Source organism: Halobacillus halophilus DSM 2266 (assembly GCF_000284515.1).
GTDB lineage: Bacteria > Bacillota > Bacilli > Bacillales > Halobacillaceae > Halobacillus > Halobacillus halophilus.
The window spans coordinates 3,081,037-3,103,891 of record NC_017668.1 but is presented as its reverse complement, the minus strand read 5'-3'; the positions used below and the strand labels follow the sequence as shown (position 1 = coordinate 3,103,891).

The 22,855-nt window shown below is 41.7% G+C and carries 27 protein-coding genes; 25 read left to right on the top strand and 2 right to left on the bottom strand.

Annotated elements, in window-relative coordinates; all coding sequences use genetic code 11:
* The first annotated feature begins 32 nt into the window (after positions 1 to 32).
* Complete coding sequence (locus HBHAL_RS15365; protein WP_014644375.1) at positions 33 to 2,204, top strand: FUSC family protein; 2,172 nt, start codon at positions 33 to 35, stop codon at positions 2,202 to 2,204.
* Between the two features lie 79 nt (positions 2,205 to 2,283).
* Here the strand turns inward: HBHAL_RS15365 and HBHAL_RS15360 are convergent, their stop codons facing one another.
* Complete coding sequence (locus HBHAL_RS15360; protein WP_014644374.1) at positions 2,284 to 3,147, bottom strand: STAS domain-containing protein; 864 nt, start codon at positions 3,145 to 3,147, stop codon at positions 2,284 to 2,286.
* Positions 3,148 to 3,287: 140 nt separating this feature from the next.
* On the opposite strand from HBHAL_RS15360, the gene HBHAL_RS15355 reads away from it, so the two are divergent.
* From HBHAL_RS15355 to HBHAL_RS15345, 3 genes are read left to right on the top strand one after another with little or no spacing between them, the layout of a single operon-like run.
* On the top strand, positions 3,288 to 3,659 hold the full coding sequence (locus HBHAL_RS15355; protein WP_014644373.1) for a DUF3899 domain-containing protein: 372 nt from the start codon (positions 3,288 to 3,290) through the stop codon (positions 3,657 to 3,659).
* Positions 3,660 to 3,680: 21 nt separating this feature from the next.
* The gene (locus tag HBHAL_RS15350) at positions 3,681 to 4,283 is read left to right on the top strand and encodes a pyroglutamyl-peptidase I (RefSeq protein WP_014644372.1); all 603 of its coding nucleotides are present in this window, start codon (positions 3,681 to 3,683) and stop codon (positions 4,281 to 4,283) included.
* A gap of 17 nt (positions 4,284 to 4,300) precedes the next feature.
* Positions 4,301 to 4,498: a hypothetical protein gene (locus tag HBHAL_RS15345; RefSeq protein WP_014644371.1), complete on the top strand. Its 198-nt coding sequence runs from the start codon at positions 4,301 to 4,303 to the stop codon at positions 4,496 to 4,498.
* 41 nt (positions 4,499 to 4,539) lie between these two features.
* On the opposite strand, the gene HBHAL_RS15340 is transcribed toward HBHAL_RS15345, so the two are convergent.
* A complete protein-coding gene (locus tag HBHAL_RS15340; protein ID WP_014644370.1) occupies positions 4,540 to 5,637 on the bottom strand; it encodes an acyltransferase family protein in 1,098 nt (365 codons plus the stop codon).
* 213 nt (positions 5,638 to 5,850) lie between these two features.
* Between HBHAL_RS15340 and HBHAL_RS15335 the strand changes: the two genes are divergently transcribed.
* The 21 genes from HBHAL_RS15335 (at position 5,851) to HBHAL_RS15235 (ending at position 22,807) form a co-directional block, all read left to right on the top strand.
* Positions 5,851 to 6,609 carry a fumarylacetoacetate hydrolase family protein gene (locus HBHAL_RS15335; RefSeq protein ID WP_014644369.1) on the top strand — a complete coding sequence of 253 codons (759 nt, stop codon included), beginning with the start codon at positions 5,851 to 5,853 and terminating at the stop codon, positions 6,607 to 6,609.
* Positions 6,610 to 6,944: 335 nt separating this feature from the next.
* Entirely contained in the window at positions 6,945 to 7,694 is a 750-nt protein-coding gene (gvpQ, locus tag HBHAL_RS15330) for a gas vesicle protein GvpQ (RefSeq protein ID WP_014644368.1), read from the top strand.
* A 20-nt stretch (positions 7,695 to 7,714) separates the two neighbouring features.
* On the top strand, positions 7,715 to 8,017 hold the full coding sequence (gene gvpA, locus HBHAL_RS15325; RefSeq protein WP_014644367.1) for a gas vesicle structural protein GvpA: 303 nt from the start codon (positions 7,715 to 7,717) through the stop codon (positions 8,015 to 8,017).
* A gap of 67 nt (positions 8,018 to 8,084) precedes the next feature.
* Positions 8,085 to 8,351 carry a gas vesicle protein GvpO gene (gene gvpO / locus HBHAL_RS15320; RefSeq protein WP_014644366.1) on the top strand — a complete coding sequence of 89 codons (267 nt, stop codon included), beginning with the start codon at positions 8,085 to 8,087 and terminating at the stop codon, positions 8,349 to 8,351.
* Positions 8,352 to 8,368: 17 nt separating this feature from the next.
* Positions 8,369 to 9,277 carry a gas vesicle protein GvpN gene (gene gvpN / locus HBHAL_RS15315; protein ID WP_014644365.1) on the top strand — a complete coding sequence of 303 codons (909 nt, stop codon included), beginning with the start codon at positions 8,369 to 8,371 and terminating at the stop codon, positions 9,275 to 9,277.
* Positions 9,262 to 10,056 (top strand): GvpL/GvpF family gas vesicle protein, encoded by a 795-nt coding sequence (locus HBHAL_RS15310; protein ID WP_407636684.1) that lies wholly within the window; start codon positions 9,262 to 9,264, stop codon positions 10,054 to 10,056. Before gvpN ends, HBHAL_RS15310 begins: the two co-directional genes overlap by 16 nt.
* Positions 10,053 to 10,307, top strand: coding sequence for a gas vesicle protein GvpG (locus HBHAL_RS15305; RefSeq protein WP_014644363.1), 255 nt, complete (start codon positions 10,053 to 10,055; stop codon positions 10,305 to 10,307). The genes HBHAL_RS15310 and HBHAL_RS15305 overlap by 4 nt, the downstream gene beginning before the upstream one ends.
* An 18-nt stretch (positions 10,308 to 10,325) precedes the next feature.
* Positions 10,326 to 11,138, top strand: coding sequence for a GvpL/GvpF family gas vesicle protein (locus HBHAL_RS15300; protein WP_014644362.1), 813 nt, complete (start codon positions 10,326 to 10,328; stop codon positions 11,136 to 11,138).
* A gap of 3 nt (positions 11,139 to 11,141) precedes the next feature.
* Positions 11,142 to 11,402: a gas vesicle protein gene (locus HBHAL_RS15295; protein WP_014644361.1), complete on the top strand. Its 261-nt coding sequence runs from the start codon at positions 11,142 to 11,144 to the stop codon at positions 11,400 to 11,402.
* Complete coding sequence (locus HBHAL_RS15290) at positions 11,383 to 11,682, top strand: gas vesicle protein K (RefSeq protein WP_014644360.1); 300 nt, start codon at positions 11,383 to 11,385, stop codon at positions 11,680 to 11,682. The genes HBHAL_RS15295 and HBHAL_RS15290 overlap by 20 nt, the downstream gene beginning before the upstream one ends.
* A gap of 18 nt (positions 11,683 to 11,700) precedes the next feature.
* Entirely contained in the window at positions 11,701 to 12,015 is a 315-nt protein-coding gene (locus HBHAL_RS15285) for a gas vesicle protein (protein WP_014644359.1), read from the top strand.
* 16 nt (positions 12,016 to 12,031) lie between these two features.
* Entirely contained in the window at positions 12,032 to 13,057 is a 1,026-nt protein-coding gene (locus HBHAL_RS15280; protein WP_014644358.1) for a hypothetical protein, read from the top strand.
* A 31-nt stretch (positions 13,058 to 13,088) separates the two neighbouring features.
* Entirely contained in the window at positions 13,089 to 13,454 is a 366-nt protein-coding gene (gvpU, locus tag HBHAL_RS15275; RefSeq protein WP_014644357.1) for a gas vesicle accessory protein GvpU, read from the top strand.
* 261 nt (positions 13,455 to 13,715) lie between these two features.
* Positions 13,716 to 15,452 (top strand): carbon starvation CstA family protein, encoded by a 1,737-nt coding sequence (locus HBHAL_RS15270; protein ID WP_014644356.1) that lies wholly within the window; start codon positions 13,716 to 13,718, stop codon positions 15,450 to 15,452.
* Between the two features lie 654 nt (positions 15,453 to 16,106).
* On the top strand, positions 16,107 to 16,490 hold the full coding sequence (locus tag HBHAL_RS15265) for a hypothetical protein (protein ID WP_014644355.1): 384 nt from the start codon (positions 16,107 to 16,109) through the stop codon (positions 16,488 to 16,490).
* Positions 16,491 to 16,493: 3 nt separating this feature from the next.
* A complete protein-coding gene (locus tag HBHAL_RS15260) occupies positions 16,494 to 16,757 on the top strand; it encodes a cory-CC-star protein (protein WP_014644354.1) in 264 nt (87 codons plus the stop codon).
* A 25-nt stretch (positions 16,758 to 16,782) separates the two neighbouring features.
* Positions 16,783 to 17,730 carry an ArsA family ATPase gene (locus HBHAL_RS15255; RefSeq protein ID WP_014644353.1) on the top strand — a complete coding sequence of 316 codons (948 nt, stop codon included), beginning with the start codon at positions 16,783 to 16,785 and terminating at the stop codon, positions 17,728 to 17,730.
* A 148-nt stretch (positions 17,731 to 17,878) separates the two neighbouring features.
* Positions 17,879 to 18,637, top strand: a complete 759-nt coding sequence (locus tag HBHAL_RS15250; RefSeq protein WP_014644352.1) for a PRC-barrel domain-containing protein — start codon at positions 17,879 to 17,881, stop codon at positions 18,635 to 18,637.
* A 283-nt stretch (positions 18,638 to 18,920) separates the two neighbouring features.
* A complete protein-coding gene (locus HBHAL_RS15245; RefSeq protein ID WP_041601402.1) occupies positions 18,921 to 19,838 on the top strand; it encodes a proline dehydrogenase family protein in 918 nt (305 codons plus the stop codon).
* A gap of 30 nt (positions 19,839 to 19,868) precedes the next feature.
* The gene (gene pruA, locus HBHAL_RS15240) at positions 19,869 to 21,416 is read left to right on the top strand and encodes an L-glutamate gamma-semialdehyde dehydrogenase (RefSeq protein WP_014644350.1); all 1,548 of its coding nucleotides are present in this window, start codon (positions 19,869 to 19,871) and stop codon (positions 21,414 to 21,416) included.
* Between the two features lie 128 nt (positions 21,417 to 21,544).
* On the top strand, positions 21,545 to 22,807 hold the full coding sequence (locus HBHAL_RS15235; RefSeq protein WP_014644349.1) for a PucR family transcriptional regulator: 1,263 nt from the start codon (positions 21,545 to 21,547) through the stop codon (positions 22,805 to 22,807).
* Positions 22,808 to 22,855 lie beyond the last annotated feature (48 nt).

The window sequence follows — 22,855 nt, the reverse complement described above, 5'->3', positions numbered from 1 at the left end:
TAAGCGATGAATACAAAAAGGTGGATGCTGCAGTGAAGCAATTCATATATAGATCCTATTGGCTCCGCCGGTTACTAGCCTCTGATCCGGGCCGGAAACGGCTGAATCAGGCTGGTAAAGCGACCATTAGTTTAATTTCCTCTGTTTTTACAACTACACTTATCTTAAATTTGCTGGGTTTTGAGCCGCTTTTGCCATCCATCATCTCAGGGATAGCCGGTCTCATGGGGATTATGGTCGTAATGGATGATACGAAGGAAAAGAAACAAGTGACTACGCTGCTGCTCGCGCTGTCCGCTGGATGCGGCGTGACGTTAGGTTCCTTATTGGCCTGGAACGCCATCCTCGTTTCAGCATTGATGATAGCCATCATATTTAGCGCCTTTTACTTCTCGAGGTACGGCAGTCGTTACTTTTCTCTTGGTATGATCGGCTTTTTTACAGTATATTTTTCTTCTTTTTTGAAATTATCACCCGCCCAATTCCCCTTGTTTTATTTGGCGATCGCCATCGGAATTATCTACGCATTCCTTTATAATTTTGTTATTTTTAAAGACTCAGTCCAGCTTCTCAAGCGGAGCATGCGCTCTTTTCACCGCCAAGCAAACCTTACGTTTCAACTATTAATTGAGATCATTAAGGATCCTGAAACGAGTGAATCACGGGTAAGAAAGCTTGAATACAACGTGCGGAAGTTGAGGGAATACGCGAATAATGTTTCCACTGACTTAAGTGCTCAGGACATTAAAGGTATTTGGCCAGGTCTTACAGCCAAGCAGCTTAAGCTCTATGTTTTTGATACGGCTATGTTTGTTATGACTCTGGCTGACAGCCTGCAAAAGTTGAAAAAAGATGATGCACTGGAGATGGCTGAACTGCGTAAATTGCTTGTCCAGGTTATTTCCACGTTGCAGGCGGCCGAAGTCCTAGACCAGGACTACAAGGAAAAAAACCTCGCAGAAGCAGAATATGTCATTAGATCGCTGCAGGACTTCATTAATGATTTATTTAACAAACAGCCTTCGCAGCCGGAAGGGTGGCTTTACTTGCTTCGCCGTATAGAGGCGATTGCGGCGCATGTAACGGAAGGAGCACTTCTTATCCAGTATTCGCTCCAAGCAATCGACATTCCAGACGCGGATTTAGAAGATGAAGCGGAAGAGGACGAAGAAGACGAGAAGGAAGATAAGGGGCTAAAGCCTACTACAAAAAAAGCAATACAATCTCTTATTGCTGGAACGATTGCCATTATAGTAGGCTACCTAATCTCCCCAATTCAGCCATACTGGGTACTGCTGACAACGTTTATTGTTCAACTGGGCACAGAAACGGTGGGACGGACGTATTTGAAAGGATTAGAGCGTTCGGTGGGAACGCTCATCGGTGCAGTGATTGGCTTTATCCTCGCGAGCCTTGTGTCCGGCCACTCGACGCTCGAAGTGATTCTCCTATTTGCGGTGATCTTTTTAGCTTTTTACTTATTAACGGTTTCGTACACCATCATGAGTTTATTTATTACCATGCTTATAGCTTTTATGTATGACCTCATACTGGGTGGAATTAGTATTGAACTGTTAGGGGCCCGCGTTATAGATACCATTGCCGGTGGTGCTATAGCTTTAGGAGTTTCAGCTTTTATTTATCCTACTAAAACGATGGACAAGGTATCAGAAGCTTTCACGGATTATTTAAATGAACTGGAATCGTACGTGAACCAGTATATTCAAAGTCTGAAGCGTCCGACTGGCGTCAAAGACTTGGCGGGTCTCGCTTTTGAACTGGATGGCAAGATTCAAACAATTGAAGACGAGTCCAAACCTGTTCTTCAAGGACCGGGTGCCCGGAAATATTCTGGACTTCCGCGCTGGATTACTATTTTCACTGCCATTAACTATTATGCGAAGCACTTGGTTGCCTCTTCGTACCAAAAGAATTTCTACTATCCAAAAGAAGTCAGTAGCGTATTTCTATCAGTAGAAGAGAAATTTACTCATAACATCCAAGTTTTAACGAAGATGATTGAAACGGATGAATGGGCAGGGACAATGTATGATTTACAGGAAGAAAGGGAAAAAATCGAACGGTTCGCCCCTGATTATCAAGAAAATCAAGGTGATCTTGTTCATCATTTATACTATATTTGGAAGATTAATCAATCGCTCCTGATGATGGGTGAACATATGGGGGTAGACAAAAGGAAGTAGCAGGAAAACATAAACGTACAAGAAAGCACAGCTTCCCACTTGGAAGCTGCGCTTTCTTGTGAACTATTTTAAATTGAGTTTACGTTTCCTGCTTTTCAATCAACCTAAATCCAATATACTCAAGCGCGGTCTCCAGATTCGGCACCGTTTTAGTATTTAGATGAAGAAGCTGAGTATTGTTAACTTCATGTTTGGCAATTTCCGGCGTAATCCCCGTCATAATGGTTTCCATTCCCATTAGTTTTAAAGATCGCACCAGTTCAATCAGCACACTTGGAAAGGTGTTATCCACGATTACCAGTCCGGACAAGTCGATAACGAAAGAGTCGATGTCGTGATCAACTCCGTACTGAAGTACCGTTTCCATAATTTTATCGGCTCTGTACCCATCAATAATACCTTGCAGTGTTAAGATAGAAACGCCGCTTGTAATCGGAATAATAGGGACGTTTAAAAGACCCATGTTATATTTTGTTTCATCCAAGTCAATAAGATGAGAAAGAATGTCCGCCATTGACTTTAAATATTCTACATCTTCTTTACTGAAGTCCTTTTCTTCTTTATCCATCACACATAAGGTACCGAATACGTGACCATCTGTGTTTTTTAACGTGACACCAAGAAAGCCTTTCACTTCCAACTGGGAGGTAACTTCGAGTTCTCTAGTTAATTCATCTTTTGATAAATTACTCGTGTGCATGAAGTTGTTATCTTCCGAGATAATCAGTCGGCAGTAGGTGCCGCCATACTCCACGCTATAACCTTCTGGAATAATTTCGTCCTCTCTATTAAACGAGCAAAGAACTGTCATCGCTGTGTCGCCACGCTTTGTAACATATGCTGTATTTACATTTAATTGCCTGCTGATGATTTCAAACATTTTACTGGACACCGATTTTAATGAATGAAATTCGGAAGAGGCTAAATTATATTGACTAGACATACATACCTTCCCCTTTACCTCTTATGGTGAAAAACCTTATTCTATTCTACCATAATAATCAACCAGAAGAATGATAGATTGGTCCTTTCTTAAAGAGAAGTAAGTCTTGTTTTATCTATGTCCGTGATAGGAGCATCTACTTGAAAATCTACATTATTACATTGTTACTCTCATTTTCTGCATGGTTTTTGATTCAGTGGGGAATGGGTCTTGAGGAAGCAGAAGTAATCAACGAATCATTTTATTGGGGGCTCATTCTTCTTATTATTGGAGCCAGCTTTTATATTGGCCAAACGGGATTTCTTCAACTTTTTTTCGGAGGTTTTAAGAGACTCTCTCAATTGATCGTTCCACATTCGAGAGCTCAGGAGCGCGCAGATGAGAGAATTGCAGAAGATTTCGAATGGAGAGATTGGAAAGAAGTATGGCTTAGTCGCGGTAAGTTGATCTTCTTAGCAGCAGGGGGAGGATCCATACTGTATTCTATTATTCTTTTGTGTCTCCTCTCATAAAGTAAGAAAGGCGGTCTACACATGAAAAAATTATTATTAACAGGTTTTGAACCTTTTTTAAATTTTGCGTTCAACCCGACCGAATCCATCGTAGAATATCTGAATGGACGGACGATCGGAAATTATACTATCCACGGGGTGGTCCTGCCCGTAGATTTTAATCGTTCAGCTGAAGAGCTGATTACTCATTATCACCACATTAATCCCGATGCTGTCATCACATTAGGAATGGCGGCTCATCGCAAAAGAATTACACCCGAACGGGTAGCGATTAATATTAAAGACGGTGCTCCTGATAATGATGGATACGTCCCCGAGGATGAACCGGTTCAGGAAAATGGGGCTGATGCTTACTTTTCTAAGCTTCCTATTAAAAATATAGTTACATGTCTAAGAGAAAAAGGAATCCCCGCTGCAATTTCTAACACGGCGGGTACCTATCTTTGTAATAATGTTATGTATTCGCTGCTGCATGAACTCCATCAAACGGATAAAACGATCCCTGCAGGTTTTGTCCATATACCAGCATCTTTTGAAATTGCGATGGACGAGCCTGAGATGCCGGCTTGGCCTTTATCAACCCTGCAAGAAGGTATCGAAACGATGATTCAGACCCTGGAGTAAGAAGGAGGATCAAATTTATGGTAGTATCTGGGCAAATTCATTATAAGAACCATCAGATTGACTTTGAAGTTAATTACCAGCACGAGGATATTTCAGATCGTGGAATCAGGAGTGAAGAGGCGAAACATGGCCTCATTCATGCGATTAATCGAAAGTTTCGTGTGAAATACCCACTTTCAAGTGAGATCGATCAGATTCGCGTCAGCCGTTTTTAATATGGAATATAAAAAGGCACCCCGGGATGGGTGCCTTTTTATTAGGATGCTTTCCCTTTGTTGACAGCTGGTTTTTGAGAAGAAGAGGGGCCGAGCTTCGGCATATTAATTCGTCCAGTTACTAAACTCCCAAAAGGAACCAGATTAAATAGATAACTCATAACGATAGGGCCTGCTACACCTAAAACAAAGAATGCCAAAATATAAACGACTAAATTAGATGGCAGTTGAATGGACTCAAACCAGCCGACCGCATTGTATTGAAATAAGGGGTGAAGCAGATAAATGCTGTAGGAACAGCTGCTAATCCAAAGGACAGGCTTCGGTACCTTATTTAATTTCATAGCAATCAGATAGAGGACACAAAATACAAGGAACGTGTAGAAAATGATATCAAACCTTTTTGAGCTGACAGCGGTCAATATGCCGGATACTCTTAAATAAATTGGAATGATGCCGGCAAAGACTGCTCCACCGATAACCCAAAATCTATATTTCTTCAGATAGAAAAGAAACTCGTCGAGGTGTTTTCCTGCGTAATAAGCAACAGTGAAGTAGAAAAACCATCCGAGAAACGGAAGTTGATAATACTCCCACATAAATTCAAGACCTGAGATCGTACCTTTAAAGTTAAAAAATCCAAGATACATAAGGTTAATCATTAAGGCAAGTCCGATCACCAATAGCGGAGGAAAGCGGTCAAAGGATTTCTTTAATAAGAAATGCAGTGCATAAAACTGAAAAATAATCAGTACGAAATATCCGTGCCAGGCGCCAAGGAGTGTTTTCTTAAAGAATAACTCGCTAAAGGCTGCCCACGTTAATCCGTCGATGCCAAGGGCATACATGGAATAAACAGCTGCGAGCACGAGGTAAGGAACCAGAATATATAGTATTCTTTTCTTCCAAAATGATTTCGGGAGACGGTCAGGATAAGAGTAAGATAGCAAAAACTCCGAAATCATGACGAAGACCGGTGTGGCGAACATCATGCTCATATTAATTATGTAGGTGACGCTTGTTGTAGAAGCTGATACGTCGAGGTTGCTTCGGGTCATTGTAATAGAATGAATAAGAACAACACACATACAAGCGACAAATCGAATAAAGAAAATTTCGTTTACAAAGCCTTTTTTCAAAAGTCGAGGCCTCCTTTTATTATACTCTGTCATTGTATTACGATTTCAGCTAGATTGATATAACAATTTCATGATATTTAATAGTTTAATACAGGCAGTTATTTCCACCTCAGGTCATCCATAATATGGATGACCTGAGGTGGAAGGTTTTGGTAGGATTAGCCAGGTGTCTTGATTTATAATGGAGTCATTACTAGAGAGGGGAGTTATGCAATGAAGTACATTCGTTATCGTAAAGAAGGTACAATTTATTATGGGGTGCTCGAAAGCGAGACGATAACCCGGCTGGATGGCAATTACATAGAAGGTCCTGTTCAAAAGATATCTGCGACCGATTCGCTGGACGAGGTGGAGGTTTTGGCCCCTACTGAACCGGGCCAGCTTATTGCTATAGGTCTGAATTATGCTCTTCACGCTGAAGAACAGGGGAAGCCTCTGCCTGAGGAGCCAATGATGTTCATGCTGTCACCAACAGCCGTCATCGGGCACAATGCTGGTATTACCTTGCCAACAGAAGATCACCGGATTGATTATGAAGCCGAATTAGCTGTAGTAATTGGGAAAGAAGCGAAGGATGTAACCAGAGAAGAAGCTTTATCTTATGTATTTGGTTACACGTGTGGCAATGATGTATCCGACCGCTATTTGCAGAAGAAAGATGGCCAGTATACCCGGGCCAAGTCTTATGCTACCTTTAAACCGCTCGGTCCAGTAATTGAGACCGACCTTGACCCAAGTCAAACCCCAATCAAACTTTCATTGAATGGGGAAGTTAAGCAGAATTCTAATACAAGTGACTTAATCCATAGTGTAGAAGAAATACTGGTACAGGTCTCTAAAGTGATGACACTAAAGCCAGGGGATGTTCTTATGACAGGAACGCCATCAGGAGTTGGACCGCTTTCTCCTGGAGATGAATTAGAAATTGAAATCGAAGGCATAGGTAAGCTGCGCAATTATGTAAATAATTAAGAAAAAGAGTCTTGCGAACTTCTCGCAAGACTCTTTTTCTTCGCAAATTCCTTCATTTTAGATCTTAGAACAAACCAGCTGGCAAGAAGCTGGTATCTTAAAAACTATCTTTATATAATTAAAATGTAAAAAATGTAATATATGAATCAATAAGTCTTTCAACCCCTTGAAATTACTGAGGTGAAAGTTGGACTCCTCTGTAATAATTAATGAAAAATTAACCATTTTTCGCTCATATTCCTTTTTATAAGGTTTCAATATAGCTCTCATGGGAACTAAGGATAAAAAATAGCACAATATTTGTTAGTCGATAGTTAAATAAAGGAAAAGAGTTGATGGAAGTGAGCGAAGAAAAACCTAATAAAGAGCAATCTTCTAACGACGATTCCCTCCTTAACGATCTTGGAGGAGGTGTTAAGGAGAAAGCAAAAAGTTTTCGTGAAAAAGTTCCAAGTTTCTCTGAACTCAAAAGGAGAACAGAACACCCTTTTGAATTCGCGGATGAAGCAACTGATGAAATCCAGGATGCTTCCCAGGAAGTTACGGAAGAAGCGCAGGATGAAGCCAGTGACTATTTAGCCCAACAATATAAAGAACAATTGCGAAGAGAAATTGAACAATTAAGAACCAACCTCGAAGAGAAGAAGCAGGAAAATGCCAAGAAGGTTCATGAAAGAGCGGATGACGCTGAGAAGAAGCTGCAAGAAAAACTTTTGCAGCTCCGTGAAAAGATCGCTTCTGTAAGAGAGTCTGGCGAAGAACTTCAAGAAAAGATAAAAGAAAGCCAACGCTCTCGAAACTCTGACAGAAGAACTAAGGGCGTAGAAAGCATTAAAGGTATATCGAACGTCAGGAGCTCTTCCAAGCTTAAAGGTCCCTCTAATATAAAGGGGCTCAGTCAAATGAAAAGTGCTCCGCAGGTAAAAAGTTCAACCGATCTAAAAGGTGTGAATGAGCTCAAGAGTTCCAACAGCATTAAGGGGCCAACAGATGCTAAGGGTCTGAATAACATCAAGAGTGCTCCCAACGTCAAAGGTCCTAAAGATGTGAAGGGAATTGAAGATATCAAAACATATCATGGATAAAATTTGAAAGGAGAATGAAAATGGCTATACAAAAATCAACAGATAGTTCAAGTCTCGCAGAGGTAGTAGACCGTATTCTTGATAAAGGGATTGTAATTGATGCGTTTGCACGTGTATCTGTTGTCGGTATCGAACTAATAACGGTAGAAGCAAGAGTGGTGATCGCAAGTGTAGATACATGGCTCCGTTATGCAGAAGCCGTAGGTCTCCTTCGCGATGAAGTAGAAGAAGAAGGTATTGGAGGCCGTCTCGCAGAACAGCGTCTGGGCTCTCAATCTCAAGATTCTGAGGAATCCAATGAACGAGGCGAATTTAGCATTTAAAGCAGTGGAGGGTTGGTTTTTACCAACCCCTTCTCTATCTATTCAGTAGAAAGGCGGGTCGTTCCATATGAAACTGTTAGACAACGTTACTCAATTTTTCAATCAGAATATTGCTCCTCCTCACAAGATTATTTCTGCTAAGAAGCAGGATGACGGCTGGAGAGCATTAGTTGAAATTATTGAAGAAAAAGAATATATGAAAAAATATGCCAATGATCAAATGATTGGACTTTATGAAGTGTTTTTAGATAACAATCATGAAGTAACTGGTTTTTCCAGAATAAGTTTACGCTACCGCAGTGATTTAGAAGAAAAAACTGAAGTTGAACATTAAGAAACGGAGGGGTGGAAATGACAAAGTTAACGGAAACAAAAGCTGAACCTCATGAAGATCGAGGCGTGTACGCCCATCCCTTCTTTCAAAATTTGATTAAGCGTTCACAGCGTTATTTATCGTTAGGTTATCCAGTGCATTTTACAGGTCCAACAGGGATCGGAAAAACGACGCTGGCTCTCCATATCGCTAAATCCAGAAAACGCCCAGTAGTATTAATCAGTGGGAATAAGAGTTTATCAAACGCTGAATTAATTGGTGCATTTAAAGGCTATAACCGTAAAAAGGTGAACGATAATTATGTGCGGACTGTAAGAAAAATTGAGGAAAATGTTACGGAAGGCTGGGTTTCAGGGCGTTTATATGAAGCTGTGAAAAATGGATACACCGTTGTTTACGATGAATTTACCAGATCACAACCGGAAGTCAACAATCTATTTTTATCCGTTCTGGAGGAAAAAATTCTGCCATTATACGGAACGAAACGGAAAGATTCTCATATAAGAGTTCACCCGGATTTTTCAATCATTTTCACCAGTAATCCAGCAGAATACGTAGGTGTATATCAAACACAGGATGCCCTTCTCGATCGTATGATATCGTTGCCGCTCAAGTCGCTGGATCAGGAAGCCGAAGTAGGTATTGTGTCTGAACGGACGAATATTGATCAGGATAAAGCAAAAGCCATCGTAGGTTTTGTTCATCGAGTGAAAGATTTATGCAAAAACCGAGATTCTTCTTTAAGTTTACGTGCATCCATCATGATTGCGGATGTGGCTGAACGTTATCAACTGCCGATTGATGGAGATGACAAAGAGTTCCAGGAACTTTGCCTTGATATCACATACTTCACCTTGGATTTATGCACGGACGACCAAGAAGAAGATCTACAAAACAAGATTATAGAAGCATGCAAAAAGGTGTAGGAGGCGTAGAAGACATGGCTGAAGAATTAGGTATTTATGTATTTTGCTGCATTCAAACAAACGAGGAAAAAAGTTTTGGCACCATTGAGTTTGAAGGTGAAGAGCGTTCTATTTTTACCATCCATTATAAAGATGCTGCGATGGTAGCCACTGAAGCACCGGTGAAAATTTACACTCCGAAAAAAGATCATTTAATGACTCACCAAAATGTTATTTCCCGGGTGATGGAAAGTGAGTCCTCTGTGGTACCAATTAGTTTCGGGAACGTATTCCAGACCCGAGAAGATACAGAAGTCCTTCTCGAAAATTTATATCCTCAGTTAGCCCGCTTATTTCCTGAAGTTGAAAACAAAATCGAAATCGGGCTTAAAGTGGTGGGAAAAAAAGAATGGCTCGAAGATGAAGTCAACAAGAATAACAAAGTAATGAAGCAAAAAGAAACGGTCTCGAGTAAATCAGAAGACGCTGGATATTTTGACCGGATCAAACTCGGTGAAATGGCTCAGGATTTCTTTAATAATTTGAAAACAGAAATCGAAAAAGATATTCATACACCGCTTGTAAGGTTGTCTGAATCATCGAAGTCCAATGAAACGGTTGGAGAAAAAATGTTACTAAATGGAGCTTACCTGATTGATCGGGGCAATGAACAGGCGTTTGACGAAAAAGTAAATGAACTCCACGAACGCTGGAAGGATCGGGTGGAATTTAAATATACGGGTCCGTGGCCTGCTTATAATTTCATAAATATTAAATTGAAGGTGGAGGAAACGTCATGATTCATAAACTATTCACTTCCCCGATTAATTTGATTGTTAAAGTCGGCGAGCACGTTAAGGAAGAAGTGGATAAAGAGATGTACGACTTAGATCATATCCAGAAAAAACTTGTCAATCTTCAGATGATGTATGAACTGGATGAAATCTCACAAGACGTTTATGAAGCACAGGAAGAAGAATTGCTCGAACGATATGAAGTTGCCAAGAGAATGGAGCTCGAGCAATGGGAGGAAATGACGAAACGGCGATAAGATTGGAGAGTTTGAGAGATGAGCGAACTAATTTATTTATACGGCATCGTACCTATTCAAAAAGAAGATCAGCCCTTCTCTGACTTGACAGGCATTGATGAAGAGCATGTTCTTCATACGATCAATTTTGATCAATGTGCGGCCGTAGTTTGCCGTGTTGAGGAGAAAGATTACGGCGAGAAAGTCCTTGAAGAAAAAACGAAGGACATGGAATGGGTGAAAGATAAAGCTTTCCATCACCATGAGACATTAATCAAACTGCGAGAACGGACAACGATTATCCCAATGAAATTTTGTACGATTTACCAAAGTGAAAATAGTCTGGGAGATATGGTGAGTACCTACGCAGGTGACTGGGTTCAACTACTTGATAATCTAAAAGAAAAAGAAGAATGGAACTTTAAAATCTATTGTGATCGGCCTTCTTTAAGAGAGAAAGTGGCCGAGCATGATTTAACGATAAAAGAGAAAAAAGAAGAAATCGAAGGTATGTCGAAAGGTAAGCAGTATTTGCAGCGTAAAAAACTGGACCAGCTGGTGGATGAACAAGTTGAAAAAGAACTAAATTCTTTTTCTAAAAGCTTTCACGATAAATTGAGCACGTATTGTGATCAGGATGTGGTGAAAAAGACTTGGAACAAAGATGTCACAGGTAAAGACGAAGAGATGTGCTGGAACAGCGCTTTTCTACTGCCTTTAGATCAGGTGGAGGGCTTTTTAGAAGAAGTGACGAAAGCGAACGACGAGCATCAGCACGCCGGCTGGAAATTCGAAGTGACCGGTCCATGGCCGGCCTACCATTTTGTCAATCTCTCAAAAAGCGAGGTCTAAGTGATGAGTGAAAGAGAACAATATGAAAATAAAGATATTTCTCTGATTGATATCCTGGATACCGTTTTGGATAAAGGTGTGGCTATTAAAGGAGATTTAGTCATTTCCATTGCCGGGATTGATCTCGTCTATCTGGATTTACGAGTATTGATTTCAGCCGTAGAAACCTTAGTGCAATCGAACCAGCAAGGAGCAAAATCCATTTCCTCTGAACGTATGGATGAAGAAAAGGAGGCACTCGAATATGTCACAGAGCGATCTTGAGCATCAGCCGGTCAAAAGCGGGCGGATTGAATTAGATCCAGAAGGGGCAGAACAAGGTCTCGCCCAGCTGGTTTTAACGGTTATAGAATTACTCCGTCAGCTTGTGGAACGCCACGCTATCAGAAGAGTGGATGGCGGCACCTTAACTGAAGAAGAAATTGAAAAATTAGGGGTAGCCCTCATGAATCTGGAAGTGAAAATGGATGAACTTAAAGATATTTTTGAATTAGAAGATGAGGATTTGAACATCGATCTGGGTCCATTAGGAAACTTATTGTAGGAAAAGGAGGTTCAACCCATGGCTATCGAACAGTCAACACAGTCTAATAGTATCGTAGATGTACTGGAAACGGTTTTAGATAAGGGTGTTGTGATTGCAGGTGATATCAGAGTCGGTATAGCGGATGTAGAATTATTGACCATTAAAATCCGCCTCATCGTTGCTTCTGTAGATAAAGCAAAAGAAATTGGTATGGACTGGTGGGAAACAGACCCATTCCTAAGCTCCAAAGCCGCTGAGCAGAACACGAAGGAATTAGAAAAAGAAAACGAACAGCTTTCCAAGCGTTTAGAACAGTTAGAAAAAAATATGAGCCAAAACAGTCGATATTAAAAAAGGAGGACCAATCATGAGTGATAAAAAAACCAGTCTGCAGAATGAAGATGACCGTGCAAAGAAGTCAAAATTTGACGTAAATAGTAAAACGTCAAGAGCGGTCATTGGAAGCGCCATAGGTTTGGCAGCCGGGTTAATGACAACGGCTAAGAAACTAAAATCATCTGACGATGAGAACACCTCTGAGAAACAAAACGATAACTCAGAAGCGGACCATCATCATGCAAATGATCATGAACAAGAAGAGGAAGGAAGAAGTAAACGAGCCTTTTTGAAGGAGAACGTAAGTAAAGCTGGCACAAAAGTTAGTAAAGCAGGTACAATAGCTGGGTCTAAAATTAGTGAAGCCGGCAGTAGAGTAGGAGAAGCTACTTCAAGTGCCAGTACGAAGGTGAGTGAAGCAAGTTCTAAAGCTGGTTCTAGCTTTAAGAGCTTTAGAGATAAAACGAAAGAAAGGACCAGCGATGTAGCCAGCAGATTCAGGAGATCCGAAAATGATGATGCAAAAGGTAGTTCCAAAACGACATTAATCAATACGAATCCTATTGAGAATCAACAGCAATCAGATAATGCTTCACAGGACAATAATGATCAGAATCAATCAAGTAACTCATCAGAGGATACGCAGCAGCAACCAGGCGGTAACCCTGAACAATCCAACCAGCAATCAGGTACTTCTCAAACTAGAGAAGAACAGAATGAGCAGGACAATTCTGCTTCAGCCGGTAATAACCAACAGGCAAAAGATAGTTCTCAAGAAAACCAAAATCAAGCAAACGAATCTTCAGGAATTAAGCAGTTCGAGCCAGATAATAATTCCTCAGAACAGAACCAGCAGTCAAGCAATTCCGGAGACAGCAAGCAGCAAGAAGAGAATTCTTCTGACAGTGAAGAAAAGCCTTCATCGAATCAAGAGAAGATAGCTACTTCTTCACACGAAGAAGTAGCAGCATCCAAAGAACAGAGTAACGAAAACAAAGATTCCAAGAGTAATAAGCAGAAAACATCACTATCAACCAATGATGATACGACTAACTAAAAGTAGTAATTAATAGAAGGGAGAAGATAATATGGACGATTTACTCATGACTTATGTAAAAGCTGCCAATCAACACGGTTTTTCCCTGGATATCACTCTGAACATCAACGGTGCTTTAGTAACCGGGACAACGGTATCTGCTCAGAAATATTTGGATTCCGCCAGCCAATCTTTTGATGGGGGAAATGATGTTTCAAAACAAATCAGCAATAAGCTTTCCCAGGCCAGCCAGAATGCTGAGGATCAAAATCAAGAAGACGTAAGCTATATTCATCTGAAAAATGCTCAAGTTTATAACGGGGATTCAAGCCCTACTCCCGCCGAAGGTCAATTCTTCTGGCGTGGAAGAATGGATCAAGTTGACGGCTTCTTCCTGGGCCGTATTGCATCAGAATAGTTTTGTATTTATAGGCTTACAGGCTCTTATTCAAATGGAGTCTGTAAGCTTTTTTTATGGGTTCTTCTGCTTCCTAAGCATTAAAGTCGCCCTTCATATATGCCTATCTTCCTAGACCTCCTAAAGAATTCCACATTCGACAATACATCCTACATTTGGCTGAATTTTTTGATAAATCAGTCAACAGCGTTGATGGATAGGAAAAAATTGTAGTATAATATCATAAGTATGGAAACGCATACATAAAGGAGGAGGGGTATTGTGAGTGGTATTTGGCTTGCGGTAGTTGGAGGTATTGTTTTTATTCTTGGCTACAGGTATTATTCGAAATTCATTGCTGAGAAAATTTATAAGCTGGATCCGAACTATGTAACACCTGCCCATCAGTATAAGGATGGGGTCGATTTTGTGCCGACCAATAAGTTTGTCCTCTGGGGGCATCATTTTACGTCTGTTGCTGGAGCTGCGCCAATTGTTGGTCCGGCTATTGCCGTGTATTGGGGCTGGCTGCCGGCTGTTCTGTGGGTTCTACTTGGTACCGTTTTTGCAGCAGGAGTCCACGATTTTGGTACATTAGTATTATCGGTTAGGAATAAGGGACAATCAGTTGGAACCCTGGCGAGCAAGCTGATCGGTCAAAAAGCGAAAGTGCTGTTTTTATTTATAATTCTATTATTAGTACTGATGGTTAACGCTGTGTTTGCCTGGGTAATTGCAAACTTGTTTATTTCATTCCCGGCAAGCGTCGTATCTGTATTTATTCAAATTCCACTGGCCATTTGGATTGGCTACAGCGTGTATAAGAAAAAAGGGAATATGTTGCTTCCGTCAGTTATAGCGCTTGCCGTTATGTACTTGGCAGCTATTGTGGCAAGCTATGTTCCCGTATTGCAAATTGATTTAGTGAAATATTTCGGGGGCGAAGGGGCATCATCGGTTTTTGGACTTAGTGCCACATCCATGGCCTTTTTAGTATGGATCGTTGTGTTAATGGCTTATGTTTATATCGCTTCGACTCTTCCTGTCTGGAAGCTGCTTCAGCCTCGTGACTACATCAACTCTCACCAGTTGATCGTCGGACTTGGTTTATTGTATTTAGGCTTACTTTTCACGAACCCTGAGATTACGGCTCCCGTGACGAATTCGACAGCGGATACGTCCTGGTTCCCGTTGTTATTCATTACGATTGCATGCGGAGCGATTTCGGGTTTCCACGGACTGGTATCTTCCGGTACTTCTTCCAAACAGTTGGACAATGAAATGGACGCCAGGTTTGTAGGCTATTTAGGTTCTGTTGGGGAAGGAGCACTCGCGCTCGTTGCTATTATAGCTGTCGTTACGTTCTTCCCGACAGCAGGAGAGTTTACAGCGACTTACAGTAGTTTCACGGCTGCAAGCAGTGCCGGTCTAGGTGTATTTATTCAGGGAGCCGGACAACTCGCTGCGGGTCTTGGGATTCCTGTTGCAGTCGCTTCGACGATAGTTTCCGTTATTGTAGTTAGTTTTGCAGCAACCACGCTGGACTCGTCTGTCCGGTTAATGCGTTATATTATTGCAGAGCTTGGGACCGAGTATAAGATAACTCCTCTTACGAAAACGCATGTAGCTACTACAGTTGCCGTAGTTTCCAGTGCAGCTTTGACTTTGATTCCTCAGGGACCGAAAGGATTTGGTTCCGGAGGTTATCTGTTATGGCCTTTGTTTGGGACTTCCAACCAGCTGCTTGCCGGCATCAGCTTATTGCTCGTATCCATCTGGCTGAAACGACTCGGAAGAAGCTACTGGCCAACCCTGATTCCGATGGTTTTCCTTATGTTTATGACCTTATGGGCAATGATTACCCAGGTACTTGGAGAGTGGGCGCCATGGGCTGAAGGCAGTGACTGGATGTTATTTACTTTTGGAGCAATTATCCTTGTCTTCACTTTCTGGATTCTACTAACAGCTGCATCAGCCATATTTAAGAATGATCGCGACTCTGTACAAAAGAGTGCGTAAAAATAAGAGTCGCACGTCCTGCGTGCGGCTTTCTTATTTTCAGATTGCATGAAAATAAAGAGGTGATTATTAAACAAAAGGGCCAGATAGTTGAAGACTCAGTTTCGAGATACTTTTATGACAAGAAAGGTCCTGCGGGGGATGATTCGCTTTCCGCGGGCATGTGCTGAGCCTCCTCAGTCTTCGACTTCCGGGGTCTCACCGATCATGTTTATCCCGCAGGAGTCTTCATCATCCCCCTCCGGACCTGGCCAAATCAGAAGCTCGAAACCACTTTAACCATCACCTGCATAATGAAGTATTAGACCATGTAGTTAGGATATAACGACCCACACAGCCCGTCATGATAGCATTCCCTACAGATTACGGAGGAGAACCATTCTCTTCTGGAAGGGTCCGTTCGCAACATTATAGTTGGGGTGGTGGGGAAATGATGAGACTCCCATGGGAGAAGGGACTAGGTGAGATCCCACAGGGAGTGAAACGAGCGAGGAAGCTCACCGTTCCCCCATAGGAAAGCGATTTATTTCCCCACCAGCCCTTGTCCATCTAACGTAAAGGACCCATTTATCTCGAAACTGAGTCTTCAAGTAATGGGAGCTTTACTGTAAAACTAACAAGGATTTTAGAGTGGATAAAAAGGAGGACTATATAATGGTGGAAGTTATGATCATTCGTCCAGAGCAGGAAGTCGGGATGGGATGCTGTGGAGGGATTTGCAGTGACCGTGATGGACTGATTCATATGCAGGACGAATTCAAACATCATGAAGAGGACAGGGAAGCCTTAGGAAGACTATATCAGGAAACAGAACGTGAATACGGCGACCTTGTGCAGATTACCTTCCTCGACCCCAGAAATATGCTGGCCATCTTCCTCTATTTTCTAAAACAAGTGAAGGAGCGGCACCTCTCTCTTGTAAAAGCTGGGAAGTACATTCTTTTCCACATGAAATATAATGCTATTTTTATAAATGGAAAACTCGTTGAAAATCATGAAGCCTATAAGCGCGAACTTCAAGCTGAAACAGGAGGGTAATGAATGGATAAAAAATTTTCATTGAAGAATCTTATTGAGTGGTACGATGAAGTCCTCAGTCTCCCTCACAAGCAGGAAATTGCCAGAGAACTGAGAGATGAAGATGACTTATTTATGCTGCTGGTCTATTCAGACATGCTTGGGATCCCGAACCCTGCTTTCTATTATACGTTGGAACTGTATCCTTACATTATCGAAAAATTCCATGACTGGCATCTGCGGATGGGAATGGAGAAATCACCGCTAGATGGAATACGCTGCTGCTGAGAGAGAAGAAAGGGAGAGATAATCTATGAATCACCTACAGGGAAATAAAATCGTATTTGTCGGTGGTAAAGGAGGAGTCGGTAAATCTACGTCCTCGGCTGCGATGGCAGCTGCATTTGCCAGAGAAGGGTATCAAACGCTAGTTGTTTCCACAGACCCTGCTCATAATCTCGGTGATATATTCCATGAAAAGCTGGAGCATGAGAAAACAAAACTTGACGCTAATCTGTGGGGAATGGAAGTGGATGCGGAGCTGGAATCAAAGCGCTACATTCAGGAGGTAAAAGAAAATCTGGAAGGACTGGTCAAATCCAAAATGGTGGAGGAAGTGCATCGTCAGATCGACATGGCTAGTGCTTCGCCGGGAGCAGATGAAGCGGCCTTGTTCGACCGATTGATTTCGATCATTCTAGATGAAGCACCGAACTTTGATAAAATCGTGTTCGATACGGCTCCAACCGGTCACACAGTGCGGCTGCTCTCCCTGCCTGAGCTGATGTCTGTCTGGATCGACGGCATGCTGGAACGCCGGCGAAAAACGAACCAGAACTATACCGAACTGCTTAATGACGGCGAACCCGTAGAGGATCCGATTTTTACTATTTTACAAAAACGAAAAGACAAATTTGCAGCTGTACGTGAAATCATTCTCGACGAGAAGAAGACGGGTTTTATTTTTGTACTGATCCCAGAGCGGCTGCCTATATTAGAAACGAAGCAAGCGATCAAACAGCTTGCCCAGCATGACCTTCCCATTCGGACACTAATTATAAATAAAGTACTTCCCTCCCACGCTGATGGCACGTTCTTAGAGCGGAGAAGACAGCAGGAACAGACCTATCTGAAACAAATCAAAGAAAGTTTCTCAGAGCAGGAATTAGTGGAAGTACCTTTATTCGAAGAAGATGTATCGGATATGGACAAGCTGCTCGCGTTTGCCGATCATTTACGAAAAGCTGTCGTTGGAAGCTGAATCTATGTTTACTATAGTGCCCTGGAAAGTATAAAAAACTTTCCAGGGTTATTTTAATATAACAAAAACCACTATTTTCCCGTTTAACCTCTAAAGTAGAGTGGGAATTGTCTAATAAGAAACAAATACTATTAAGAGGTGAAAAACTATGTTTTTGAATGCTACTAGTTTAGAAAAACTGACACTCGTAGCTCAAGATGGAGAAATGGGAAAAATTAAAGATTTATATCTTGATGATGAGAATTATACAATCCGTTATTTGACCATTGCATCCGAGAAATGGTTCCCTGATCAAATCATCTATCTATCACCTTCAGCAATTAGCCGGATTGATTTCGATAAGAAAGTTATTGAAGTCAATCACACTCGTGAAGACTTGCGGGAAGGGGCCGGCTTACGCGATGAGAAAGAAATGGATCCAGAAAAAGAAGCTGAGTTTGCTGACCGTTTCAACTGGAGTCAGTACTGGGCTGGTGAAAGCGTCTGGGGTGAGCAGGATACACCGCTCAATCCCGAATCAGAAGCAGCAAGCCAGCAGACAGCCGTCAGTACGCCGGATCGATCTAATCATTTAATAAGTGTCAACCATATGAAAGGCGTCTTCAGTCACGCGGATGTATTCGCGGGTGAGGAACATGCCGGTTATATCACAGATGTATTAATAGAAGAAGAAACATGGATCATCCGTTATTTCGTAGTTAGTACAGGTAGCTGGTCCACTCATGCATTTACGCTTATTTCCCCAGATTGGATTGAGGAAGCTAATTGGAGCGAGGATCAAATCCAGATATCCTTAACCTTAGAAGGCATTGAAAAAGGACCGTTGTACCAGAAAAATAAAGCGGTTACCCGAGGATTTGAGGAAGAGTTGTATCAGAGCTACGGAAAACCGGCCTATTGGAAATAAAAGAAAAGAGTGGAAATGGTTTGATCCTATGTGGAAGTGGGAACACCTGCTAGTACGCTTGATATATTGAAATAATAGTCAGTTAAAATAGCCCAGATACGCAAAAAATGACTCGGCATTGTGGGGTTACCATAAAACAAGGTGGTAAAGATTGTGGTTGGAGCACGTTGATGCTTCAACCCATTAATCGTTATAATTTTCTTAACAGATGAAATTGTTTGAATTCCATCGAAAGCAAACTCCACATAAGCAAGAAATAGAGGATTGAAGGAGTGTGGTGGTCTTGGAAGCCATAAGTAAGAACTTTTTCTTATACCTGTCAAACAACAAGGTATTAGACCGCTTAGCAAAACGATATGGATCAAGATTTGGGGCTGACAAGATTGTAGGCGGAGAAAAATTTTCGCAGGCAATTCCATTGATTGAGCAGCTTAACGAGGAAGGATTGGAAGTTACGGTGGACCACCTGGGCGAGTTCGTTAATTCCGAAGCGGAAGCTAAAGAGCGAAAGCAGGAGTGTATCGAAACAATTCAGTCCATTGCTCATAATCAATTGAACTCTGAAGTTTCCTTGAAATTAACTTCACTGGGGATGGATATCAGTGAGCAGCTTGTTAAGGAAAATATGGAAGGGATCTTGGCAGAAGCCCAAAAATACGGTATAACGGTAACGATTGATATGGAAGACTCTTCAAGGTGCCAGGCCACCCTTAATATGTACAAAACCTTGAAGGCAAAATATGACAATCTCGGAACCGTGCTTCAATCGTATCTCTACAGTACGGAGGAAGATTTGAAAGATCTTCATCCCTATGACCCTTACCTTCGATTAGTGAAAGGTGCTTACAAGGAATCAGGGAAAGTAGCCTTCACGGAAAAGGAATCAGTAGATGAAAATTTAAAACGGTTGATTAAAACAAATCTTCTGAATGGTCACTACACAGCTGTTGGAAGTCACGATGATGCGATCATCGACTATACAAAGAAATTAGTTGAGGAACATGGAATTTCCAGAGATCAATTTGAGTTTCAAATGCTGTACGGCATGCGAAACCAGATGCAGAAAGATTTGAAAGATGAAGGGTACACCGTACGGGTCTATCTTCCTTATGGAGAAGACTGGTATGGATACTTTATGAGGCGCTTAGCAGAAAGGCCAGCCAACATAGCCTTTGCTATAAAAGGAATCTTTAGTAAATAATTTTTAATTCTTTGAAGGGAGTTTTTATTCATGGTCACACCATACAAACACGAACCATTCACAGATTTCTCAAAAGAGGAAAATGTTAAAGCATTTGAAGAGGCACTAAAGCAAGTAAAAGAAGAACTAGGTCAAAAACACGACTTATTAGTAGATGGGGAGCGCATTCGTACGGATGAGCAAATCGAATCCACTAACCCGGCTAATACGAAGCAGCTTGTAGGCTCTGTTTCCAAAGCTAATCAGGATATTGCTGAAAAAGCGGTTCAATCCGCATCAGAGGCTTTTAAAAGCTGGAGAAAATGGTCTGCGCGCGCACGTGCTGAACTACTTTTCCGTGCAGCGAGCATCATTCGCCGCCGTAAGCATGAATTCTCTGCCTATTTAGTTTACGAAGTAGGTAAACCTTGGAAAGAAGCAGATGCTGATACAGCTGAAGCAATTGATTTCCTTGAATATTACGGTCGCCAGATGATCGAATTGAAAGATGGTAAACACGTAGAGAGTCGTCCAGGCGAGCAAAACCGTTACGTTTACACTTCTACTGGTGTAGCTGTTGTAATTCCACCATGGAACCTTGCTTTTGCGATTATGGCAGGTACAACGGTAGCTCCACTTGTAACTGGAAGCACAGTAGTCATGAAACCGGCAAGTAATAGCCCAGTAATTGCTGCTAAATTTGTAGAAGTGCTGGAAGAAGCCGGCCTTCCAAAAGGTGTATTAAACTATGTACCAGGAAGCGGTAAAGATGTAGGTGACTATCTTGTCGATCATCCGAAAACCGCATTAATCTCCTTCACTGGTTCCCGCGACGTAGGTACACGTATCATCAAGCGTGCAGCCGAGCTTCAAGCTGGTCAGAACCACTTGAAACAAGTTATCGCTGAAATGGGCGGTAAAGATACCGTAGTTGTCGATAATCAAGCGAACCTAGAAACGGCAGCAGATGCCATTATCACATCAGCGTTCGGTTTCTCCGGCCAGAAATGTTCATCCGGTTCCCGTGCTGTAGTCCATCAGGACGTTTACGATGAACTGCTTGATATGGTTGTAAAACGCACGAAAGAATTAACAGTAGGAAATGCCTCTGAAGGCAATGTATATATGGGACCTGTCGTGGATCAGGCTGCTTATGATAAGATCATGGGCTATATGGAAGTAGGTAAAGAAGAAGGTCGTTTAATGACCGGCGGTAAAGGCGATGATTCCAAAGGTTACTTCATCGATCCTACCGTATTCGCTGACCTTGCACCAAATTCCCGTATGCAGCAGGAAGAAATCTTCGGACCAGTGGTCTGCTTCACCAAAGCATCTGACTTCGATGAAGCAATCGACATTGCTAACAACACCGAGTATGGTCTGACAGGCGCAGTTATTTCTGACAACCGTCAGCATTTGGAAAAAGCAAAAGAAGATTTCCATGTGGGTAACTTGTATTTCAACCGTAACTGTACAGGTGCGATTGTCGGTTACCAACCATTTGGCGGGTTCAAAATGTCTGGTACGGACTCTAAAGCCGGCGGACCAGATTATCTAGCGCTTCATATGCTAGCGAAGACAATCTCAGAAAAATTCTAAAATGAATGTGTATAAAGCTCTCCCGTTTTCGGGGGAGCTTTTTTCTTTTGCTTTTGATTTCCTGATGAAGTCGCTATAATGGAGAATAAATAAGTGAAACCATTCTACTTGGAAAGGTAAGGATTGAGATGGAAATTAACGAGTTAATTCTTCAAGTAGAGGATATCCATAAAGCCACCGAGCTGATCAGTTCCAAACTTCGTAAGCCTGTCATTATAGAAAATAAAAACTTCGAATTGATTTCTTACAGCTCATCAATTGAGGAATTTGATCTCACTCAGCAAAAGACGATTCTCTCCAAAAAATGTCCACTCTTCATCATTGATCGGTTAAAAAAAGAGGGAATTGTACAAAGACTCGAGAAGCGCCAGGATCCAATCCGGATTCAGCCAATTGAGGAACTTGGCTTTCACCAGCGGATTGTTATATCTGCCAAACATTTAGGGTACACGATGGGGTACATTTGGGTTCAGGAATCCGATGAACTGCTCACAACAGAAGAACTGACATTTTTGGAAGAGGTAACACCTCATCTTGGCAAACTAATCTATGATGTTTATGAACGGATGAACGCGAAGGAAGGAAGGAGAGAGGATCTTCTATGGAAACTTCTCCACCATGAATACGACAGTGAAAGTCAGTTTCGTCATGACGCTACCCTTGCTAAGCTTACAATCCCGGATCGTTTTTCGGTTGTCGTTTTTTCAGTTACGGCTCCCCGGTATAAGTACATGCTGGATTATCTGCAAAAAGCTATACAGGACTTTTCCTTAAGAAAAAGCGTTCATTTTCTTAAGACCGAATTCCAGATGATTCTTGTTATTCACGGTGTTCACCAGGAAGAGTTCTCCTCACGCAACCTGGCGAGGTTCTTGATTGACGAGATCAAAGAGCATAGTGAGGAAGATGAATTTTACAACTTCCTTATTGGGGTGGGGAAAGAATATGCCATCCTCGCTAATATGCGGAAAAGTTTCCTGGAGGCCCTTGAGGTAATCGAAATTGCGAACTTCATTACTCCTCGTCCAGAGACAATGCCTAGAGAGTTTTCCAAGCTTGGCATCTACCGCTATTTAGCGGCTTTATACGAAAAAAATAGCTCTGAAGACTACTACAGTGATGATTTGTTGACTCTTATCCAGAACGACAAGGAGAAACAAACGGATCTTCTGCGTACGCTGGAGGTATATCTTGCGAACAATGGAAAAGGTAAACAGACCGCGAACGAGTTGTTCATACATCCGAATACACTTAACTATAGGATTAAACAAATTCAAGAGCTGACCAATATTGATTTTAACGATTTTAATGTAAAAACTTATTTGTACACAGAGCTTTTGCTGCTCAACAATGTTGAAGCTTATTATCAGAGGTACAAAGAAGCGCTATAATCTAAAATATTTAATACCATCGTTGCCTGGAAGCAATGATGGTATTTT

Coding starts and splice junctions, on each gene's coding strand:
- HBHAL_RS15360 (WP_014644374.1), bottom strand. CDS start 3,147: ATGTCTAGTCAATATAATTTAGCCTCTTCCGAATTTCATTCATTAAAA.
- HBHAL_RS15350 (WP_014644372.1), top strand. CDS start 3,681: ATGAAAAAATTATTATTAACAGGTTTTGAACCTTTTTTAAATTTTGCG.
- HBHAL_RS15345 (WP_014644371.1), top strand. CDS start 4,301: ATGGTAGTATCTGGGCAAATTCATTATAAGAACCATCAGATTGACTTT.
- HBHAL_RS15335 (WP_014644369.1), top strand. CDS start 5,851: ATGAAGTACATTCGTTATCGTAAAGAAGGTACAATTTATTATGGGGTG.
- gvpQ (WP_014644368.1), top strand. CDS start 6,945: ATGGAAGTGAGCGAAGAAAAACCTAATAAAGAGCAATCTTCTAACGAC.
- gvpA (WP_014644367.1), top strand. CDS start 7,715: ATGGCTATACAAAAATCAACAGATAGTTCAAGTCTCGCAGAGGTAGTA.
- gvpO (WP_014644366.1), top strand. CDS start 8,085: ATGAAACTGTTAGACAACGTTACTCAATTTTTCAATCAGAATATTGCT.
- gvpN (WP_014644365.1), top strand. CDS start 8,369: ATGACAAAGTTAACGGAAACAAAAGCTGAACCTCATGAAGATCGAGGC.
- HBHAL_RS15310 (WP_407636684.1), top strand. CDS start 9,262: ATGCAAAAAGGTGTAGGAGGCGTAGAAGACATGGCTGAAGAATTAGGT.
- HBHAL_RS15305 (WP_014644363.1), top strand. CDS start 10,053: ATGATTCATAAACTATTCACTTCCCCGATTAATTTGATTGTTAAAGTC.
- HBHAL_RS15300 (WP_014644362.1), top strand. CDS start 10,326: ATGAGCGAACTAATTTATTTATACGGCATCGTACCTATTCAAAAAGAA.
- HBHAL_RS15295 (WP_014644361.1), top strand. CDS start 11,142: ATGAGTGAAAGAGAACAATATGAAAATAAAGATATTTCTCTGATTGAT.
- HBHAL_RS15290 (WP_014644360.1), top strand. CDS start 11,383: ATGTCACAGAGCGATCTTGAGCATCAGCCGGTCAAAAGCGGGCGGATT.
- HBHAL_RS15285 (WP_014644359.1), top strand. CDS start 11,701: ATGGCTATCGAACAGTCAACACAGTCTAATAGTATCGTAGATGTACTG.
- HBHAL_RS15280 (WP_014644358.1), top strand. CDS start 12,032: ATGAGTGATAAAAAAACCAGTCTGCAGAATGAAGATGACCGTGCAAAG.
- gvpU (WP_014644357.1), top strand. CDS start 13,089: ATGGACGATTTACTCATGACTTATGTAAAAGCTGCCAATCAACACGGT.
- HBHAL_RS15265 (WP_014644355.1), top strand. CDS start 16,107: ATGGTGGAAGTTATGATCATTCGTCCAGAGCAGGAAGTCGGGATGGGA.
- HBHAL_RS15260 (WP_014644354.1), top strand. CDS start 16,494: ATGGATAAAAAATTTTCATTGAAGAATCTTATTGAGTGGTACGATGAA.
- HBHAL_RS15255 (WP_014644353.1), top strand. CDS start 16,783: ATGAATCACCTACAGGGAAATAAAATCGTATTTGTCGGTGGTAAAGGA.
- HBHAL_RS15250 (WP_014644352.1), top strand. CDS start 17,879: ATGTTTTTGAATGCTACTAGTTTAGAAAAACTGACACTCGTAGCTCAA.
- pruA (WP_014644350.1), top strand. CDS start 19,869: ATGGTCACACCATACAAACACGAACCATTCACAGATTTCTCAAAAGAG.
- HBHAL_RS15235 (WP_014644349.1), top strand. CDS start 21,545: ATGGAAATTAACGAGTTAATTCTTCAAGTAGAGGATATCCATAAAGCC.